Below are 20,821 nucleotides of genomic sequence, written 5' to 3' on the forward strand. Positions count from 1 at the left end.
ATCTGTTTTTGTGACAGCCTCTTTCGTCATTGGAGGAAACGAATGAAACGTGAAAACACAAAGGTGGTATACATAGGAAATGTTCCGATTGGTGGTGGAAATCCGATTGCCATTCAATCGATGACCAATACAAAAACAGAAGATGTAAAAGGAACAGTGGCACAGATTTTGGAGTTAGAAAAAGTGGGCTGTGATATTATTCGGGTTGCAGTCCCTACTATGGAAGCAGCCAAAGCAATTTCAGAAATAAAAAAGGAGATTCATATTCCATTGGTTGCAGACATTCATTTTGATTATAAGCTTGCCATTGCAGCAATGGAGTATGGTGCGGATAAAATTCGTATTAATCCCGGGAATATTGGCAGCAAAGAACGAGTTGCAGAAGTAGTGGAAAAAGCAAAGGAAAAGAACATTCCCATTCGTGTGGGAGTAAATAGTGGTTCCTTGGAAAAGAACCTATTGGAAAAGTATGGCAAAGTCTGCCCGGAAGCCCTTGTGGAAAGTGCCCTTGATAAAATTAATTTAATCAAAGGAATGGGGTATGATAATTTGGTGCTAAGTATCAAGTCGTCCGATGTATTGACTTGTGTTGAGGTTTACAAATTGGCTGCAGAAAGCGTGGACTGTCCTCTCCACGTAGGGATTACAGAGGCCGGAACCTTACTCTCAGGAAATATTAAATCCTCCATAGGTCTTGGACTCATATTGAACGAAGGAATTGGAGATACCATACGTGTTTCTTTGACAGGAGAGCCAAAAGAAGAAATAAAAAGTGCAAAGATTATTCTCAAGACACTGGGTCTTCGAAAAGGTGGAGTGGAAGTGGTATCTTGCCCCACTTGTGGACGGACGAGAATTGATTTGATTGGCCTGGCAAATCAGGTTGAAGAGTTAGTGGAGGACATTCCACTTGACATTAAGGTGGCTGTTATGGGATGTGTGGTAAATGGCCCTGGAGAAGCAAAAGACGCAGATATAGGTGTGGCTGGTGGAATTGGTGAAGGCGTTCTGATTAAAAAAGGTGAGATTGTTAAAAAGGTAAAAGAGGATAAACTGTTAGAGACATTAAGATGGGAGCTTATGCACTGGAATGAGTAAAGCATTTTTTGACGTATTTACAAGTTTAAAACTAAATAGTGATTTGACGGCTCTTTTTTTAGAAGTTCAGGTCAACAAAGTAACCACAACATCACGACGGGATTGTGTAAAAATATACTTGGAAAGCAGCCATATATTACCGAAGGGGAAAGTTTATCAAACAGAAGATGAAATAAAAAAGCAGCTCTTTCCAAAGGGAAATATTAAAATCTGTATCATTGAAAATTATTCCTTATCTGCGCTGTATACTACCAGTTATATTATGGAGGAGTATTATGACAGCTTTTCAATAGAACTGGGACAAAAGAGTCTTGTGCTTAAGAATATGTTTCAAAACGCAAAAATCACCTTTGATGGAAGTGTTTTGATGCTGGAAGTGCCGGATAATATTGTTATGCGTGAAAAAGAAAAGGAACTTATCACGTATTTGAGATCCGTATATACAGAGCGGTTTTCCTTGCCGGTTGAGATTAAGACAACCTACAACAAAGAGGTGGAGTCGGTCAATAAAGATAACGACCGCCAAATCCAACAGGAAATTCGTGAGATTCTAAAACAGTCTAAACCGAAGGAACCAGTGAAGCAAACACCTGGAAAAGCAACAGGGAGAGGTGGGAAAGGACAACAAGGCTTTAAACGTTCGAAAAACGATCCTACCCTTGTCTGGGGACGGCCTTTTGATGAGGATTCTATTGATATTTCCCGAGTAGGGGATAATTCAGATGTGACAATCAGAGGAAAGGTCATCAGTGTAGAAACCAGAGAAATATCTTTGGATCGAACGATTATCTCTTTTGCAATAACGGATTACACCGATACGATTATGTGTAAAATCTTTGCAAAAAGCGAGGATTTTCCGGATCTGATTGGTGAAATAAAAAAAGGAGCCTGCTTTAAGATAAAAGGTTTGGCGAGATATGATACGTATGCAAATGAAGTAGTAATATCCCTGGTTTTAGGAATGAAAATAATTGCTGATTTTGTCACACGAAGGGAAGATAAGGCAGTGGAGAAGAGAGTGGAGCTTCATTGCCATACCAAGATGAGTGATATGGATGCGATTTCTTCTGCAAAGGATTTAGTAAAATTAGCACATGGATGGGGACATAAGGCAATTGCAATTACGGATCACGGTGTTGTACAGGCATTTCCTGAAGCCCACCATGTGATCGAAGATATCAGGAGGGAGAATAAAGAAGATCCTTTTAAGGTAATTTACGGTGTGGAAGGATATTTAGTAGATGATTTGAAGGATATTGCAATCGGAGAAACGGGCCAGACGCTGGATGATACTTATGTTGTATTTGATCTTGAGACCACAGGATTCAGCAGTATTAAGGATAAGATTATTGAGATTGGAGCAGTGAAGATCCAAGGGGGCAAGATTGTGGATACCTTCAGCTCTTATGTGAATCCAAAGGTGCCGATTCCATATCGAATTACCCAGCTTACCTCGATTACAGATCAGATGGTTTTGGAAGCCCCCCTTATTGAAGAAATTCTACCGAAGTTTTTAGATTTTATCGGAGAGAGTGTGCTAGTAGCCCATAATGCCTCCTTTGATGTTGGGTTTATCCAGCAAAATATGCGGTATATGGATATTTATCATAATTATCCATATTTGGATACCGTTGCCCTTGCCAGAATTTTACTGCCCCAGCTTTCAAAGTATAAGTTAAATGTTGTAGCCAAGGCTCTTGGAATTCCATTGGATAATCACCACAGAGCAATAGATGATGCCAATGCAACAGCGGAAATTTTTGTACATTTTTTAGAGATGTTGAAAAAGCGGGAAGTCTTTACCTTGAAAGATCTAAATCGTATTGGAGCAAAAAACATTAATGCTGTCAAAAAGGAACGTTATTATCACGTTATTATTTTGGCAAAGAACGAGATTGGAAGAGTGAATTTATATCGGCTTATTTCGAAATCCCATTTGGAATATTATTATCGGAAGCCAAGGATTCCAAAGAGTGAGTTATCCAATTTGCGGGAAGGCTTAATTGTTGGAAGTGCATGTGAAGCAGGAGAATTGATTCAGGCAATGCTCAGTAATAGTTCCTCGGAGAAAATCGCACGGATTGTAGATTACTATGATTATCTGGAGGTACAGCCCATTGGAAATAACTCCTTTATGATTAAGGAGGATCGTTTCTCAGAGATTCAAAATGAAGAGGATTTAAGAAATATCAATCGGAGGATTGTGGAGCTGGGAGAAAAGATGAATAAGCCAGTGGTTGCGACGTGTGATGTTCATTTTATGGAGCCAAAGGATGAGGTTTACCGAAAGATTATTATGGCAGGAAAGGGATTTAGTGATGCAGATGACCAGCCTCCCCTTTATTTTCATACCACAGAGGAAATGCTGGAAGAGTTTGAGTATTTAGGCTCGAAAAAGGCGAAAGAGATTGTGGTGGATAATACAAATAAGATTGCAGATATGATAGAAGATATTTCGCCAATTCATCCGGACAAGTGTCCTCCGGTTATTGAAAACTCGGATGAAGACTTAAAGAGGATTTGCTATGAAAAGGCACACTCTATGTATGGGAATCCTTTGCCGCCAATTGTAGAAGAGCGATTGGAGAGAGAGCTTCATTCGATTATCTCAAATGGTTACGCAGTTATGTATATTATTGCACAAAAACTGGTTTGGAAATCGGTTGAAGACGGGTATTTGGTGGGCTCCAGAGGTTCTGTAGGTTCTTCCTTTGCAGCTACCATGGCAGGAATCACAGAGGTAAACCCTCTTTCCCCCCATTATTATTGTAAGAAATGTCATTACAGTGACTTTGATTCCGAAGAGGTAAAAGCCTTTGCAGGAGGCTGTGGGTGGGATATGGAGGATAAGAACTGTCCCAATTGTGGAGAACCATTGGTAAAGGATGGGTTTGATACTCCTTTTGAGACCTTCTTAGGATTTATGGGAGATAAGGAACCGGATATTGACTTGAACTTTTCCGGTGAATATCAAAGTACCGCACATAAGTATACAGAGGAAATCTTTGGAGAAGGGCAGACCTTCCGTGCCGGAACCATTGGAACCTTAGCGGAAAAGACCGCCTTTAGTTATGTGAAGAAATATTATGAAGAAAAAGGTATCAATAAGCGAAATGTGGAAATTGACCGTTTGGCCAAGGAGTGTGTAGGGATCCGAAGAAGTACAGGACAGCATCCAGGTGGAATTATTGTACTTCCCCATGGGAGAGATATTAATGAATTTACACCTGTGCAGCATCCGGCCAATGATATGAGTACCGATACGATTACCACTCATTTTGATTATCACTCCATTGATAGTAATCTTCTAAAGCTTGATATCTTAGGACATGATGATCCAACAATGATTAAATCTTTAGAGAGTTATATTAATTCAGAGGCGATGGACAATGAATATAATGAAGAGACGAATCCCTTTCATGCAGTTGATATACCCTTGGATGATCCAGACGTAATGTCTTTGTTTCATCATACAAAGGCCTTGGGAATCCGACCGGAGGATATCAGTGGAACGAAGCTGGGATGTCTTGGGATTCCGGAATTTGGTACCGACTTTGTTATTCAGATGGTATTAGAAGCGAAACCGACAAATCTCTCGGATTTAATAAGAATTTCAGGCTTATCTCATGGAACAGACGTATGGCTTAATAATGCCCAGGACTTGATACGAAGTGGACAAGCCACAATTTCCACGGCGATATGTACAAGAGATGATATTATGACCTTCTTAATTAACCAAGGAATGGATCCCGCTCTTTCCTTTAATATTATGGAGAAGGTACGAAAGGGAAAAGGACTGACGCCGGATCAGGAAGAGGCAATGAAAGAGTCTAATATCCCACCATGGTATATCGAATCCTGTAAAAAGATCAAATACATGTTTCCAAAAGCCCATGCAGCAGCTTACGTTATGATGGCCTATCGAATTGCCTATTGTAAAATTAATTATCCCCTGGCCTATTATGGATCTTATTTTGGAATCCGTGCAGATGCCTTTAATTATGAATTGATGTGCCAAGGAAAAGAACGTTTGAAATATTATATGGAAGACTATAAAGCAAGAAGCGACGAGCTGACAAAAAAAGAACAGGATACCTTGAAGGATATGCAGCTTGTACAAGAGATGTATGCAAGAGGGTATGAGTTTGAGCCAATCAATATCTATCAGGCCAAAGCCAATCGATTTGTCATTGTGAATAATAAATTGATGCCGCCTCTCAGCAGTATTGAGGGAATGGGCGAAAAGGCTGCGGAAGCTGTGGAAGAAGCTTCGAAAGATGGAAAGTATTTATCAATAGATGATTTTAGAATAAGAACAAAGGTCAGCAAGACAGTTATTGAAACAATGGAAAATCTGGATTTGTTTGGAGATATTCCAAAATCAAATCAGATGTCGATTTTTGACTTATAAGGAGATGGATACGCAGCATTTGTTTTCAAATAGAAGTTGACAAAGAGTGAAAAATTAAGATATGCTTAAAGAAGTTTAATAAAAGGCAGGTGAAAGAATATGGAAGGTTCTCCGGAACGAAGTTGTAACTTTATAGTGTATAGACGGATGTCTGCTTCCCGTGGAGTGCCTTTGTATTCTTTTTTTTCCATTACATAGGCATCTTTGGTGTTGAGAAATCCGTCGGTTTTTGACGGATTTTTTTTGATAGAAAAAACTCCGAAAAAGGAGGAAAAAAATGACAAAGATTAATGTAATGGATTTGATAAAAAACAGAGAGTTCAGAGAGATTCATGATGAGTTAAAAGAAATGAATCCAGTAGACATTGCAGAACTGCTGGAGGATTTGGATGAAAAAGACCGTCCCTTGGTATTTCGTATGCTGGATAAGGAAAGAGGTGCAGAGGTCTTTTCTTATATGGATGATGAAGAAAGACAGGAGCTTGTAAAAAGCTTTACGGATCAGGAAATTACGTATATCTTAGACAGCATGTATACCGATGATGCAGTGGATTTTCTGGAAGAAATGCCAGCCAATGTTGTAACGAGACTTTTGGAAAGAGTCAGGACAGATACGAGAAGAGACGTAAATATGCTGCTGAAATATCCAGAGGATAGTGCTGGAAGTATTATGACCGTAGAGTATGCAACATTAAAAAAGGAAATGACCGTAGGAGAAGCTCTCGATAAGATTCGTACCATAGGTATTCATTCGGAAACGATTTATACGTGCTACGTAGTGGAAAATAAAAAACTGCTTGGTCTGGTAACGGCAAAGGATCTTATTACCCATGAAAGAGATGAGAAAATCATAGACTTGATGCTGGATCAGTTTGTTTCCATTCGAACAACAGACAACCGTGAAGATGCTGCAAAGATGTTTAGTAAATATGGACTGATTGTAATTCCGGTTCTAGATCCAGATGATTTGATGGTGGGGATTGTAACCTTTGATGATGCGATTGATGTATTACAGGAAGAGACAACAGAAGATATGCAGAAGATGGCAGCTATGGAGTTTAATGAGGAATCCTACTTGAAAAGCTCAGTATTTTCTCAGGCAAGACATCGGATTGTGTGGTTGTTAATTCTGATGTTCTCGGCCAGTATTACAGGAGCTATAATTACCCGTTATGAAGAAGCTTTTGCAGTGATTCCCCTTTTGGTTTCCTTTATTCCCATGTTAATGGATACCGGAGGAAACTGTGGTTCTCAAAGCTCCACGCTAATTATTAGGGGATTAGCCATTGATGAGCTGAATTTTTCAGATGCTTTTCAGATTTTATGGAAGGAATTCCGGGTGGCAATATTAGTAGGAATTACTTTGGCATTAGCCAATGGATTGCGTATCTACTTGGTCTATAAGAATTTAAATATGGCAATTGTTGTTGCATTATCCTTGATTGCAACTATTATTGTTGCAAAGGTGGTGGGAAGTATGCTGCCGCTTTTGGCCAAGAAATGCAAGTTGGATCCTGCGATAATGGCGTCTCCGATTATTACAACGGTTGTGGATACTTGTTCGATTATAATTTATTTTAAAATTGCTACGATATTATTTAAGCTGTAGAAAAGGAAGGGAAAAAGAATGCGAAGAAAAGACAGAGAAGTGAAGGATGAAAAGGAAATCAAAAGAATACTGGATTCACTTAAGATTTGCAGATTGGGGCTTTCAGGGAAAGAGGGAGTTTATATTGTTCCACTGAACTACGGATATGAATACCAGGATGGGAGGCTGACTCTTTATTTTCATAGTGCAAAACTGGGGAAAAAGATTGAAATGCTGAAAGAAAATCCTGCTGTTGGATTTGAGATGGATGGAGAAGGACAGTTGGTGGAAGGAGAAATTCCATGTAGCTATACTTATCGTTATGCTTCTATTATCGGAAATGGAAAAGGGGAAATTGTTGAAGATGAGGAAGAGAAGAAAGAAGGATTAAGAATTCTAATGGAAGCTCAAACTGGAAAAAAATTTCAATTGGAAGAATTTGAAAGCAAATATGTGAAAGCAATTTCAGTGATTAAGGTGGCAGTAGATTCCTTTAGCTGTAAGGAGAATAAATAGATTTTTGCAAATTAATGCTTTAACTCGCGAAAGTATTGTGCTATACTTGTTATGCATGTTTTTAACAGATTTTAAACAAGGAGGAAGAATGAATGATTTGGGCAGATGAAGAAACATTACCAAGGCACGAGATGGAAGCATTGCAGTTAAAGAAGCTAAAGGAGACTGTCAATTATATCTATTCGAATGTCGGGCTTTATCAGAGCAAAATGGATGCTGCGGGTGTCAATCCGAAAGATATTCAATCTTTAGATGATTTGAGAAAGCTTCCCTTCACATATAAAGCAGATTTTCGTGACAATTATCCTACGGGACTTTTTGCAGTAGAGAAAAAGGACATTGTTCGCTTTCATGCCAGCAGTGGGACGACAGGGAAACCGACAATGGTAGGATATACAGCAAAAGACCTAGGGAATTGGTTGAACAACGTAGCCAGAGTGGCCTGTATGGGCGGTGCTACCAGCAAGGATGTAGCACAAATTGCTTTTGGGTATGGAACCTTTACTGGAGCATTAGGATTACACGGCGGTTTGGAGAAGCTGGGAGCGAGTGTAATACCCATGTCTTCAGGCAATACAAATAAGCAAATTATGTTTATGAAAGATTTAGGAACTACGTTGCTGGTGGCAACTCCTTCTTATGCACTTCATTTAGGAGAAGAGATTAAAAGCAGAGGGATGGATCCGGAAAAGGACTTGAATTTAAGGATTGGACTTTTTGGAGGAGAAGGTATGACAGAAGCCATGCGTGAGGAAATGCGTAAGGTTTGGGGAGAAGACTTCTTCTGTACTCAAAATTACGGAATGAGTGAGCTGTGTGGTCCCGGTGTGGCAGGAGAATGTGAAGCCTTAGTTGGGATGCATATAAACGAAGACTGGTTTATACCGGAAATTATTGATCCTGTAACCATGGAGGTGTTGCCTCCGGGAGAAAAGGGAGAGCTTGTCATTACTTGTCTGAACAAAGAGGCTTTGCCACTTGTACGCTATAGAACAGGTGATTTGACCCGGCTTTTTTACGAACCATGTTCTTGTGGAAGAACGACAGTACGTATGGAGAATATTACAGGAAGAGCCGATGATATGCTTGTTATCAGAGGGGTGAATGTATTCCCAACTCAGATTGAGGAAGTTCTTTTTGATATACCGGAAATAGGACCTCACTACGAAATCCTGGTAGAGAGAGTGAATCATTTGGATGTTATGACGATATCTGTTGAGCTAGTGGATGATCGTTTGTTAGACAGTTATAAACTCTTAAGTGAATTAGGAGATCGTATTAAGAATGGATTGAAAGCACAACTGGGACTGGCGACGAAGATAAAGCTTGTGGCACCTCAGTCACTTCAAAGGTTTGAAGGAAAGGCGAAAAGAGTTACGGATTTAAGAAAGGATGGAATTTAGAGTATGTCAAATGATAAGAAAATTATGCTGGGTAATGAGGCAATTGCCCGAGGGGTCTATGAAGCAGGAGTAAAGGTTTCCTCTGCATACCCTGGAACACCCAGTACCGAAATAAGCGAATATATGGTGCAGTATAAAGATGATGTATATTGCGAATGGGCTCCAAATGAAAAGGTGGCAACAGAGGTGGCAATTGGAGCGTCTATTTCAGGAGTACGTTCTCTTGCCTGTATGAAGCATGTAGGCTTCAACGTTGCAGCGGATCCTGCTTATACGATGTCTTACATTGGTGTAAATGGTGGAATGGTGATTGTCGTTGCAGATGACCCAGGTCTTTACAGCTCACAGAACGAGCAAGATACCAGAATGGTGGCAAGAGCCGCGAAGATTCCGGTTATTGAACCTTCTGACAGCAAGGAAGCAAAAGAATTTATCAAAGAGGCTTATGAAATCAGTGAGAAATTTGATCGTCCTATTATTTTCCGTATTACAACGAGATTGGCCCACTCACAAGGACAAGTTCCGTTGGAGGAACGGAAAGAAGTGGAAGATAAGCCTTACGAAAAAAATGTGGCAAAAACAGTAATGATGCCGGGAAATGCCAAGAACCGTCACGTGGAAATTGAAAAGAGAATGGAAGAACTTGGGGAAGCTGCGAATACCCTTCCGATGAATAAAGTTGAATACAGGGATAAGAAAATTGGTGTGATTACCAGTGGAATTCCTTATGAATACGTGAGAGAAGCTCTTCCAGAAGCATCTACCTTAAAGCTGGGTATGGTTTATCCGTTGCCAAAGCAGATGATAATGGATTTCGCAAAAGAAGTAGAAACACTCTATGTGATTGAGGAATTAGATCCCTTTATGGAAGAGCAGATTAAATCCTGGGGAATTGATGTTATTGGAAAAGATAAATTCACATTACTGGGAGAATATTCTGCCAATATGATACGGGAGAATATTTTAGGAGAAACCATTGAATTAAAGAGCGTGGTGCAGGTTCCAAACAGACCACCGATTCTTTGCCCAGGCTGTCCTCATAGAAGCGTTTACCATGTTTTAAACAAGTTAAAGATTCACGCAGCAGGAGACATAGGCTGTTATACCTTAGGAGCAGTACCTCCTTTGAGTGTTGTAGACACAACAGTCTGTATGGGAGCCAGCATTTCCACTCTTCACGGGATGGAAAAAGCAAGGGGCAAAGATTATGTCAAGAACTGGGTGGCAGTAATTGGTGACTCTACCTTCCTGCATACAGGAGTGAATTCCCTTATGAACATGGTTTACAATAAGGCAACAGGAACCGTAATGATCCTGGATAACTCAACGACAGGAATGACAGGACATCAAGAGCATGCAGCAACAGGGAAAACCTTACAAGGAGATCCCACCAATGCCGTTAATCTTATGGGACTGTGTCAGGCAATTGGGATTCAAAATGTTCAAGAAATAAATGCTTTTGATTTAGAGAAACTAGAGGCAGCAGTAAAAGAAGAGACTGCAAAAGATGAGATTTCAGTTATCATTACAAAATCACCTTGCGTACTGTTGACCAAGGGAAAGAAGCCACACTATGAGCCAATTAGTGAGAAGTGCAAAAAATGTGGTATGTGTTTAAAACCAGGATGTCCTGCAATGAGTAAGAATGAGGATGGAACCATTGATATTGATGAAACCATGTGTACTGGATGTGGCCTATGCTACAATTTGTGTAAATTTGATGCCATAAAATTTGTAAAGGTGGGTGAATAGTAATGGGGACAAAAAATATAATGATCGTTGGAGTTGGTGGTCAGGGAACCTTACTTACCAGCCGTATCTTAGGTGGACTTGCTTTAGAAGGTGGATATGATGTAAAGCTTTCAGAGGTGCATGGAATGGCACAAAGAGGCGGAAGTGTTGTAACCTTTGTACGCTATGGAGAAGAAGTAAACGAACCAATCGTAGAAGAAGGTGGAGCAGATATTATTATTGCCTTTGAAAAACTAGAGGCAATGCGTTACAAGCACTTCTTGAAGCCAGAAGGTGTTTTGATTGTAAATGACTGGAGAATTAATCCTATGCCGGTTGTAATAGGGGCAGCCACTTATCCAGAAAACATTATCGAAGAGCTGAAAAAAGATACGACTGTATATGAAGTCAACGCAACAGAACTTGCAAAGGAATTAGGAAATTCAAGAGTGTTTAACTTGATTGTTCTGGGTGTGGCAGCGAAAAGCATGGATTTCACAAAAGAGCAATGGGAAAAAGTAATCCATGACACCGTTCCGCCAAAAACGGTTGACTTAAATATGAAAGCATTTGAGACTGGATATGAATTATAGGAGGGGAAGCTTATGATAAGACAGGTGTCAATTTTTGTAGAAAATAGACCGGGCTCTTTAAGAGAAATCACCCAGGTATTGGCAGATGCAAAGATTAACATTCGCGCATTTGCAGCTGTTGATACACCAGAGTTTGGAATACTGCGTACGATAGTAGATGAACCACAGGCGGCGAAAGAGTGTCTGACAAGCAAAGGATTTGTAGTACGGGTGCAAGAAGTAATTGGTGTTGAGCTGGTGGATGAAGAAGGAAACTTGGATACGATGCTTCGTATTCTATCCGAAGAAAATGTGAACATCAACTACATTTATTCCTTTGTAATCCGACAAGGGAGAGCGCCAATTATGGTTTTCCAGCCAGACAATGGAGAGAAGGCAGAGGCTATTTTAAGGGCAAATAATATAACGATGATAGAGGAAAAGGATTTATAAGAGATTAAGGAGAAAGACAGATGGCAATAGGAACCCTAGACACGTGGAAAGAGACAATTAGAGATAAAAAAATAGAATGTGCCAGTAAAGATGAGATGCATTCGATACAAAGTGAAAAACTGGTTAATCAAGTCAAGCATGTATATAAAAATGTAGAATTTTATCGTAATAAGATGACGGCTATGGGCCTGGAGCCAGGAGATATTAAAAGCATAGATGATATTGTAAAGCTTCCTTTTACGACGAAAGAAGACATAAGAGACCAATATCCTTTTGGTTTGGTTGCCGTTCCACAGGATCAAATTGTCCGTGTTCAGGGAACTTCAGGTACGACTGGAAAATTAACACTGGCCTCTTACTCCGATTATGATGTAAAGGTCTGGGGCGAGTGTGTGGCAAGAGCCCTTACAATGGCTGGACTTGATTCTCAGGATCGTATTCATGTATGTTATGGATATGGTTTATTTACAGGAGGGCTGGGCATTGACTTTGGAGCCCAGGCACTTGGAGCTATGGCAATTCCTATGTCGGCGGGAAATACCAAGAGACAGATGACTTGTATGGAGGATTTTGAGGCAACTGCATTTGCTTGTACTCCGTCCTATGCATTACACCTGGCGGAATCAATGAAAGAAGCTGGTGTAGTAGACCGCATGAAGATAAAGGTTGGAATACATGGCGCAGAACCTTGGACAGAAGAGATGCGTAAAAAAATTGAGAATCTTTTAGGCATCAATTGCTTTGACATTTATGGATTGTGTGAAATTACCGGGCCAGGAGTTGCAATGGATTGTATTCATCATAAAGGTCTTCATGTGTACGAAGATCATTTTTATCCAGAGATTTTAGATGATCAGAATAATCCTTGTAAGGATAAGGAACAAGGAGAACTGGTTTTTACAACTCTGTCAAAAGAAGCAATGCCTTTGCTCCGTTACCGTACGAAGGATATCACCAGTATTGAAAGAGATGTTTGTGAGTGTGGAAGAACTCTTCCAAGAATTCAGAAATTTGCAGGAAGAAAAGACGATATGAAGGTAATTCGCGGAGTTAATGTCTTCCCTACCCAGGTGGAAACGGCTCTTCTTTCTATGGGTGGTGGTGTTGCACCTCATTATATGATGATTGTAGACCGGGAAAATAATTTAGATACTCTTACCGTAATGGTTGAAGTAGATGAAAGATACTTCTCTGATGAGATTCGAAAACTGGATGCTTTAAAGCAGCGTGTTGGAAATACATTAAAGCAAGCTTTAGGTGTTCAGGTAAAAGTAAAGCTGGTTGAGCCAAAGACGATTGAAAGAAGCGAGGGTAAAGCCGTTCGTGTAATCGATAGACGAGAATTTTAAGGAGAGGGGATGGATTCTATGAAAAACTATACAATTAAACAATTATCTGTGTTTTTGGAAAATAGAAAAGGCAGATTGGATGAGGTATTGGCAATATTAGCAAAAAATGACATTGATATTGTGGCAATGTCATTAGCAGATACTTCCGAATTTGGAATGCTTCGTATGATTGTAAATGATCCGACGAAGGGAAGAAAGGTATTAAAAGAGGAATCAATTACAGCAGTGCTGACAGATGTAGTAGCACTGCGGGTATCTCATGAAACAGGTTCTTTAAGCAAGGCAATGCATCAAATCGTGGAAAAGGATGTGAATGTAGAGTATATGTATGCATTTGCAAATGGACCAGATGCATCAGCAGTGATTAAAAGCGATGATCCAGATAAGGTGATAGAGATTCTGACAAAGAATGGTTTCGGTGTGTGGGAAGAAGGAGAAGCCTATAAGGCAAATCAATTTGTAAGCAACACGGAAGCATAGAAGTTTATAACAAAAAAAGAGAAGTCCACGACTTCTCTTTTTTTGATCTTCTTCTTGGTGTATTACCTTTATAACTTGATAAGTATTGTATCTTAACACATAAAAGGTACAACGCAATTTTCGATCAAGAGTTGAATTAAAGTTTTGTTACGTTAACAGCCTGAGGTCCTTTTGCACCTTCTGTTACTTCATATTCAACTTCTTGTCCTTCTTCTAAAGACTTGAAGCCATCCATGTTAAGTCCAGAATAGTGTACAAACACATCGTTTCCTGCATCATCAGAGATGAAGCCATAACCTTTTTGGTTGTTAAACCATTTTACAGTACCTTTCATTGTACTACCTCCATAAAAATAAAAAATTTACGTTATCCCTACCACGTTCCGTAGGTTCCCTGTTAGGGTATCATAAACTTTTTTAAAAGTCAAATAGAAATTTAGTTGACAATGCCCGAAAATAGGAGTATATGTAGTAATAACATATAAAACGTATCGGTTTTATAATAAACGAAAGGAGGGAGAGAGAAATGAGTGTTTCGACAAAGGGAAGATATGGACTGTATGGGATGGTGGATTTGTCTGTGTGTCCAAAGGACGTCCCGGTTCCTTTAGTAAGCATTGCCAAAAGACAAGGCATCTCATTAAACTATTTAGAGCAAGTGTTTGGAGCGCTTCGCAAGGCAGGTCTTGTGAAAAGTATAAAGGGTCCCAATGGCGGCTATTTACTCAATAGGCAGCCGGAAGAAATCTCCTGTAGGGAGGTTTTGGAAATATTAGAGGGGGACATTAGTACGGCGGGAAAGAAGCTTATTATAAAGGAAGGGAACATCTGTCAAGAAACAGTAAAGGAAGTTGTTTGGGACAAATTAGACAATTTAGTGCTGACATTTTTGGAGAATTTGACCTTGGCAGAGTTACGAGATGAGTTTAAGAAAAAAGAGTATGAATCAGAACCTATGTATTACATTTAAGGAGGAAAATTATGAGCAAAATATTCGAAAATGTGGAAGATTTAATAGGGAGAACACCTATTTTGCAACTGAATAATATCAAGTCCAACGTTTATGTGAAATTAGAACTGTTTAATCCGGCAGGAAGTGTAAAGGATCGAATTGCCCTTAATATGATTCAAGAAGCAGAAGAAAAAGGACTTATTCGAGAGGGAAGTACGATTATTGAGCCCACCAGTGGAAATACTGGAATTGGCCTTGCATCTATTGCAGCCGCACGAGGATATAAAGCCATTTTAACAATGCCTGAAACGATGTCGATAGAAAGAAGAAAGCTTTTAGCAGGATATGGAGCTCAGATTGTTCTTACAGATGGAAAAGCAGGAATGAGAGGTGCAATTGCAAAAGCCAATGAGCTGGCAGAAGAAATAGAGGGTGGCATTGTGCTGGGACAATTTTCGAATCCAGATAATCCGAAGGCTCATTATCGTACAACAGGACCAGAAATATGGGAAGATATGGATGGAGAGGTGGATATTTTCGTTGCAGGAGTTGGAACAGGCGGTACCTTAACTGGTGTCGGTACATACCTGAAAGAAAAGAAACCGGAAATCCAAATTGTTGCAGTAGAACCGGAAAGCTCACCGGTGTTATCAGGAGGAAATCCAGGGCCTCATGGAATTCAAGGAATTGGTGCGGGATTTATCCCGGAAATATTAAACAGGGATGTTATTGATGATATTATTCAGGTTTCAAATGAACAAGCCTATGAAGGATCAAGGCTTTTGGCACACAAAGAGGGGGTTTTAACAGGAATTTCATCAGGAGCAGCTTTGTCAGCGGCGTTAGAATTATCGAATCGGGAAGAAAATAGAAATAAAAAGATTGTGGTTTTGCTTCCGGATACGGGAGAAAGATATCTTTCCACACCATTATTTTCTTGACGAGATTGCCCATAAAGGGTAAAGTATATTTGTTACGAATAAGGAAGTAATGAGGTAAGAAATGATTACATTAATGGGTAAAAAGGTATCGGACGGTATCGCAATAGGAAAATTATCTTTTTTTAAGAGATCGTCCAAAGAAGTTCGGCAAATATACGTAAAGGATGTTGAGAAGGAAATCAGCAGATTGATGAAAGCAAAAGAGCGTGCTTTGGTTGAGCTGAAGGAGCTGTATGAAAAGACAGCTGAGGATGTGGGAGATGTAAATGCTACTGCATTTGAGATTCAACAGCAAATTTTACTGGATGATGATTTTAACACCTTCATCAACACAATTATACTGGAGAAAAAGTTAAATGCAGAGTATGCAGTTATGACTGGTGTGGAGCAGTTTATTGCTGAGGGATTAACCTCTGAAAAGGGATTTGTCAGCAGTCATAAGGTAGATGCAAGGGATTTGGCTTCTCGTTTGGTACGTATTTTGTCTACAAAGTGGAAGGAAATGCTTTTGGTGGATGATCCCTTCGTTTTAGCAACGGATGAGCTTTATCCCAGCGAAGCTGTTCAATTTGAACAGGATAAGGCTTTGGCATTTGTGACCCGCTATGGAACCATCAATTCACATACGGCAATTTTAGCTCGTACAAAAGGAATTCCTTCGATTATAGGGCTGGGGGAAGCACTAAAAGATGAGTATGATGGAAAAACGATTATCGTAGATGGGTTTGAAGGAAAGATTTACATAGAGCCAGACTATACCACTTTGCAGAAGATGCAAAATAAGAAGGACTCAAACTTGGCAGTTATTACCAGTTTAGAGCGCCTAAAAGGAAAAGAGAATATCACACAAAGTGGACGAAAAATTGATGTCTGTGCAAATATCAGCAGCCGAGAGGATATTGAAGCAGTTTTGATGAGTGATGCTGGTGGGATTGGGCTTTTTCGTACGGAGTTTATGTTCCTTGCGAATGAGGCAAAGCCGCCAACGGAGGAGCAACAGTTTCAAGTCTATAAGATGGCAGCAGAAACCATGGGAAGTCAGCCAACTGTAATTCGTGTAGCGGATTTGGGCGGAGATAAGGACTTTGAAGCAGATGAGAAGGAAGAGACCTTTGGATATCGGGGGATTCGTTATCTTTTGGATAAAGAAGAAATGCTAACGACACAACTTCGCGGGATTCTCCGGGCTTCTGATTTTGGAAATGTCTCGATACTTTTGCCAATGATTACAGCAGTTGAGGAAGTAGTGACTGTGAAAAAGCTGGTAAAAAAAATCATGAAGGATTTGGATGATGAGAAGATTTCTTATAACAGTGACATTCAAATCGGAGCAATGATTGAAACTCCTGCAGCCGTTATGATTAGTGGTGAGCTTGCAAGAGAGCTGGATTTCTTTAGTATTGGTACAAATGATTTGACACAGTTTACCTTGGCAGTGGGCAGAGGAAACGAGAAGCTGCAAAGATACTTTAATCAAAAGCATCCGGCGCTGCTTAAAATGATTCGTATTGTAACCAACAATGTGCATTTGGAAGGCAAGAGAATCAGCGTCTGTGGAAATCTGGCGGCAGATTTGGAGATGACAGAGTTCTTTATTAAAATAGGTATTGACGAATTGTCTGTGGCACCTCATGAGGTTTTAGGGCTCCGGAAGAAGATTCGTGACATACAATAAATTTATGAATGAGAGAGTTTAAGGAGGGAAACATGTTAGAGAAATTATTCAAGCTAAAGGAACATGGCACAGATGTGAAGACGGAGGTTATGGCCGGAATCACTACCTTTATGACAATGGCCTATATTCTTGCAGTTAATCCGAATATTTTAGGAGCGGCAGGAATGGATGCAGGTGCAGTTTTCACTGCCACGGCGATTGCTTCAGCATTAGGTACTTTATTAATGGCTGTTTTTGCCAACTATCCTTTTGCACTGGCGCCAGGTATGGGACTGAATGCATACTTTGCTTACACTGTAGTTTTAGGAATGGGATATTCCTGGCAAACTGCTTTAACGGCTGTATTTGTGGAGGGTGTTATCTTTATCGTCCTTTCATTGACAAATGTCCGTGAAGCAATTTTTAATGCAATACCAAGAAATCTTAAGTCAGCTGTGTCGGTAGGAATCGGACTGTTTATTGCGTTTATTGGACTTCAAAATGCAAACATTGTTGTTGGAGGAGCTACCTTGGTGGAGCTTTTCTCAATTGAAGGATACAACAATGCTAAAATGGTAGAAGCGGGAATGTCAGATGTAGGAATCACCGTTCTTCTTGCGATAGCTGGTGTTATCATTACATCAATATTGGTGGTAAAAAACGTAAAGGGAAACATTCTTTGGGGAATCTTAATTACCTGGATTTTAGGGATTATTTGTCAGGGAGTAGGAATTTATGTTCCAAACCCAGAAATTGGTTTTTATAACTTATTGCCAGATTTCAGCAATGGAATTTCTGTACCAAGTATCGCACCTATTTTTGGTAAGCTTGATTTTTCCAATATATTTTCATTAAACTTCTTTGTTATTGTAATGGCATTTTTGTTTGTGGATTTATTTGATACAATAGGAACTCTAATTGGTGTATCTACGAAAGCTGGGATGTTGGATAAAGACGGAAAGCTTCCAAGAATTAAGGGTGCCTTGTTATCCGATGCAGTTGCAACTACTGCAGGAGCAGTGTTGGGTACATCAACCGTTACGACTTTTGTAGAAAGTGCTTCCGGGGTGTCTGAAGGAGGAAGAACAGGTTTGACTGCTGTAACAAGTGCTATTCTATTTGGACTTGCACTATTGCTCTCACCTATTTTTCTGGCGATTCCATCGTTTGCAACAGCTCCTGCGCTGATTATTGTTGGATTCTATATGCTTACGAACATTGTAGAAATTGACTTCAAAGATTTATCTGAGGCAGTGCCTTGCTATATCTGTATTGCAGCAATGCCATTTTTCTACAGTATCTCAGAAGGTATTTCCATGGGAGTTATCTCTTATGTTGCATTAAACTTATTAAGTGGTAAGTTTAAAGAAAAGAAATTAAGTATACTCATGTATGTGCTGGCAGTTTTGTTCATACTGAAATATATATTCCTGTAAAATGAAAACAAAACAAAGGGGGCTGCAGAGAAGAATGCAGTCCCCTTACTATGAAAGGATAGAACAATGAATTTATTATTTGACGTATTAAGAGGAATGCCCATAGGGCTTTCGATGTTAATCCCTGGAGTATCAGGAGGAACAATGGCAGTTATTATGGGAATTTTTGACCGGCTGATTAATGCAGTGGGTTCTTTTTTCAAGGATCCTAAAAAAAGTCTTTTAACCATTATTCCCATTGGTATTGGTGCCTTGCTGGGGATTCTTGTTTTTATTAAGCCGATTCTTTATATGTTAGATGAAAAAAATGGTTTGAAGGAAGCGACTGTTTTTCTGTTTATGGGGGCAGTTATTGGAGGAATTCCCTCTGTATTCCGTGAAACCACCATGGGGAAACGAAGAAATGTTCAAGGAAAAAGTATTCTTCTTTTTTTGATTGGTGCAGTTATTGTACTGGGAATTTCCCTTCTTCCAAAAGGAACCTTTTCAGTGGACACAGATAATGGGTTTATGAATGTTGTTATTTTTGCCCTATCAGGAATCATCTCCTCCATGGCTCTTGTTCTGCCGGGAATAAGCGGTTCTTACATTTTATTGCTGCTGGGTCTCTATGAGACGGTAATGAAGGCCATTGACAGCCGGAATATTATAAAGTTAATTCCCTTTGCAATCGGTGTTCTATTGGGTATAATATTGGTAGCGAAACTATTGCAATATTTGCTAAAGAAATACAGAGAAGGAACTTTTACAGTGATTCTTGGGTTTATCGTGGCCTCACTTGTTGAGCTTTATCCAGGTTTCCCTGGGGACATAAAAGGGATTGTGTTTACAGTTATCTTTTTCTTTGGCGGTTTGATTGCAATCCTTTACTTATCAAAGTATGAGGAGAAGACGAGTTCTTAAAATGGAGGTGTCCATGAAAGAGTATACCAATTTACCATTCGTACAAGCATTGCAAAGAGAAGAAGAGATTCTTTGGATTAACGAGAAGAAACAGGGGTTCAATGAGGAGCTGCTGGAAGTAAAAGCCAGTGATATTGAAGATGCAGAAGAGCGGTTGAATCGTTTTGCACCCTTTATTCAAATGAGTTTTCCGGAAACGGAAGAAGCATTTGGAATCATTGAATCGAAGCTTCAAAAGATACCAAAAATGAAAGCATATCTCAATGAGAAATATGATGGAAAAATTGAAGGAGAGCTTTTGGTAAAGCTTGATAGTCATCTTCCGATTGCAGGATCGATTAAGGCAAGAGGAGGAATCTATGAGGTGCTGAAGCATACAGAAGACTTAGCACTGGAAGAGGGGCTATTAACTCTGGAAGAGAATTACGAAAAACTTGCCTCGAAGGAAATGAGGAAATTTTTCGGGCAGCATACCATTCAGGTTGGTTCTACGGGAAATCTTGGGTTAAGTATTGGAATATCCTCAGCAGCTATAGGATATAAGGTAATCGTTCATATGTCTTCAGATGCAAAACAATGGAAAAAAGATTTGCTGAGAAGCCACGGGGTTACTGTAAAGGAATACGAAGATGATTACAGCAAGGCAGTAGAAGAAGGCAGAAAAGAGTCTAATCAAGACCCTAAGAGCTATTTTATTGATGATGAGAACTCAAAAAATCTTTTTATGGGCTATGCTGTGGCGGCCAGACGTCTGGAAACCCAACTGATTGAAATGGGCCAGACCATTGATGAGGAGCACCCGTTATTTGTATACATCCCATGTGGAGTGGGTGGTGCACCGGGGGGTGTCACCTTTGGATTAAAAGAAATCTTTCAGGACAACGTTCATTGCTTTTTCGTAGAGCCTACGCAAGCTCCCTGTATGACACTTGGAATGGGAACGGGACTTCACAATGCCATCAGTGTAAAGGACATAGGATTAACGGGAATAACGGATGCAGACGGTCTTGCTGTTGGACGTCCTTCTGGTTTTGTGGGCCGGGTAATGGAGCCACTTCTTAGTGGAATCTTTACGTTAAAGGACGATAAGCTTTATCAATACATGAAAGCTTTATACGAAAGGGAAAAGGTATTTATTGAGCCAAGTGCAGCAGCAGCCTTTGAAGGAGTTGTTGGGCTATTGAATTCCCCAGAAGGAAAAGAATACATCAGAAACAATGGCTTAGAGAATAAAATGGCGAAAGGGATACATATTCCCTGGGCAACTGGAGGCCGTTTGGTACCGGATTCCATCCGCAAAGAATATTTGAGCAGAGGTTTATAAGACAAAGGAAG

At 39.8% G+C, this 20,821-nt stretch carries 17 protein-coding genes; 16 read left to right on the forward strand and 1 reads right to left on the reverse strand.

The features are described 5' to 3' along the window. Positions 1 to 42 precede the first annotated feature (42 nt). The 10 genes from ispG to NHH15_RS07840 all read left to right on the forward strand — a co-directional run bounded on the left by ispG (position 43) and on the right by NHH15_RS07840 (position 13,601). Entirely contained in the window at positions 43 to 1,098 is a 1,056-nt protein-coding gene (gene ispG / locus NHH15_RS07795) for a flavodoxin-dependent (E)-4-hydroxy-3-methylbut-2-enyl-diphosphate synthase (RefSeq protein ID WP_262066088.1), read from the forward strand. After that, positions 1,091 to 5,509 carry a PolC-type DNA polymerase III gene (locus NHH15_RS07800; RefSeq protein ID WP_262066089.1) on the forward strand — a complete coding sequence of 1,473 codons (4,419 nt, stop codon included), beginning with the start codon at positions 1,091 to 1,093 and terminating at the stop codon, positions 5,507 to 5,509. The genes ispG and NHH15_RS07800 overlap by 8 nt, the downstream gene beginning before the upstream one ends. Before the next feature lie 277 nt (positions 5,510 to 5,786). After that, positions 5,787 to 7,118 (forward strand): magnesium transporter, encoded by a 1,332-nt coding sequence (gene mgtE / locus NHH15_RS07805; protein WP_262066090.1) that lies wholly within the window; start codon positions 5,787 to 5,789, stop codon positions 7,116 to 7,118. 18 nt (positions 7,119 to 7,136) lie between these two features. Continuing rightward, positions 7,137 to 7,613 carry a pyridoxamine 5'-phosphate oxidase family protein gene (locus tag NHH15_RS07810; protein ID WP_262066091.1) on the forward strand — a complete coding sequence of 159 codons (477 nt, stop codon included), beginning with the start codon at positions 7,137 to 7,139 and terminating at the stop codon, positions 7,611 to 7,613. 92 nt (positions 7,614 to 7,705) lie between these two features. Beyond that, positions 7,706 to 9,016, forward strand: a complete 1,311-nt coding sequence (locus tag NHH15_RS07815; RefSeq protein WP_262066092.1) for a phenylacetate--CoA ligase family protein — start codon at positions 7,706 to 7,708, stop codon at positions 9,014 to 9,016. 3 nt (positions 9,017 to 9,019) lie between these two features. Then, entirely contained in the window at positions 9,020 to 10,768 is a 1,749-nt protein-coding gene (iorA, locus tag NHH15_RS07820; protein WP_262066093.1) for an indolepyruvate ferredoxin oxidoreductase subunit alpha, read from the forward strand. 2 nt (positions 10,769 to 10,770) lie between these two features. Continuing rightward, positions 10,771 to 11,340 (forward strand): indolepyruvate oxidoreductase subunit beta, encoded by a 570-nt coding sequence (locus tag NHH15_RS07825; RefSeq protein WP_262066094.1) that lies wholly within the window; start codon positions 10,771 to 10,773, stop codon positions 11,338 to 11,340. A 12-nt stretch (positions 11,341 to 11,352) separates the two neighbouring features. Beyond that, a complete protein-coding gene (locus tag NHH15_RS07830; RefSeq protein WP_262066095.1) occupies positions 11,353 to 11,772 on the forward strand; it encodes an ACT domain-containing protein in 420 nt (139 codons plus the stop codon). Positions 11,773 to 11,792: 20 nt separating this feature from the next. Continuing rightward, on the forward strand, positions 11,793 to 13,121 hold the full coding sequence (locus NHH15_RS07835) for a phenylacetate--CoA ligase family protein (protein WP_262066096.1): 1,329 nt from the start codon (positions 11,793 to 11,795) through the stop codon (positions 13,119 to 13,121). A gap of 18 nt (positions 13,122 to 13,139) precedes the next feature. Continuing rightward, positions 13,140 to 13,601, forward strand: a complete 462-nt coding sequence (locus NHH15_RS07840) for an ACT domain-containing protein (RefSeq protein ID WP_262066097.1) — start codon at positions 13,140 to 13,142, stop codon at positions 13,599 to 13,601. Between the two features lie 136 nt (positions 13,602 to 13,737). Here the strand turns inward: NHH15_RS07840 and NHH15_RS07845 are convergent, their stop codons facing one another. Continuing rightward, positions 13,738 to 13,935, reverse strand: coding sequence for a cold-shock protein (locus NHH15_RS07845; RefSeq protein WP_262066098.1), 198 nt, complete (start codon positions 13,933 to 13,935; stop codon positions 13,738 to 13,740). 191 nt (positions 13,936 to 14,126) lie between these two features. Between NHH15_RS07845 and NHH15_RS07850 the strand changes: the two genes are divergently transcribed. From NHH15_RS07850 to NHH15_RS07875, 6 genes are all read left to right on the forward strand, one after another. Continuing rightward, the gene (locus NHH15_RS07850) at positions 14,127 to 14,570 is read left to right on the forward strand and encodes an RrF2 family transcriptional regulator (RefSeq protein WP_262066099.1); all 444 of its coding nucleotides are present in this window, start codon (positions 14,127 to 14,129) and stop codon (positions 14,568 to 14,570) included. A gap of 11 nt (positions 14,571 to 14,581) precedes the next feature. Further along, the gene (gene cysK / locus NHH15_RS07855) at positions 14,582 to 15,493 is read left to right on the forward strand and encodes a cysteine synthase A (protein WP_262066100.1); all 912 of its coding nucleotides are present in this window, start codon (positions 14,582 to 14,584) and stop codon (positions 15,491 to 15,493) included. A gap of 61 nt (positions 15,494 to 15,554) precedes the next feature. Next, a complete protein-coding gene (gene ptsP / locus NHH15_RS07860; protein WP_262066101.1) occupies positions 15,555 to 17,168 on the forward strand; it encodes a phosphoenolpyruvate--protein phosphotransferase in 1,614 nt (537 codons plus the stop codon). A 32-nt stretch (positions 17,169 to 17,200) separates the two neighbouring features. Further along, complete coding sequence (locus NHH15_RS07865; protein WP_262066102.1) at positions 17,201 to 18,583, forward strand: NCS2 family permease; 1,383 nt, start codon at positions 17,201 to 17,203, stop codon at positions 18,581 to 18,583. A gap of 66 nt (positions 18,584 to 18,649) precedes the next feature. Beyond that, on the forward strand, positions 18,650 to 19,486 hold the full coding sequence (locus tag NHH15_RS07870) for a DUF368 domain-containing protein (RefSeq protein WP_262066103.1): 837 nt from the start codon (positions 18,650 to 18,652) through the stop codon (positions 19,484 to 19,486). A gap of 13 nt (positions 19,487 to 19,499) precedes the next feature. Then, positions 19,500 to 20,810: a D-serine ammonia-lyase gene (locus tag NHH15_RS07875; RefSeq protein ID WP_262066104.1), complete on the forward strand. Its 1,311-nt coding sequence runs from the start codon at positions 19,500 to 19,502 to the stop codon at positions 20,808 to 20,810. The last annotated feature ends 11 nt before the right edge of the window (positions 20,811 to 20,821 follow it).

Source organism: Aequitasia blattaphilus, assembly GCF_024721305.1.
GTDB classification, from domain to species: Bacteria; Bacillota; Clostridia; order Lachnospirales; family Lachnospiraceae; genus Aequitasia; species Aequitasia blattaphila.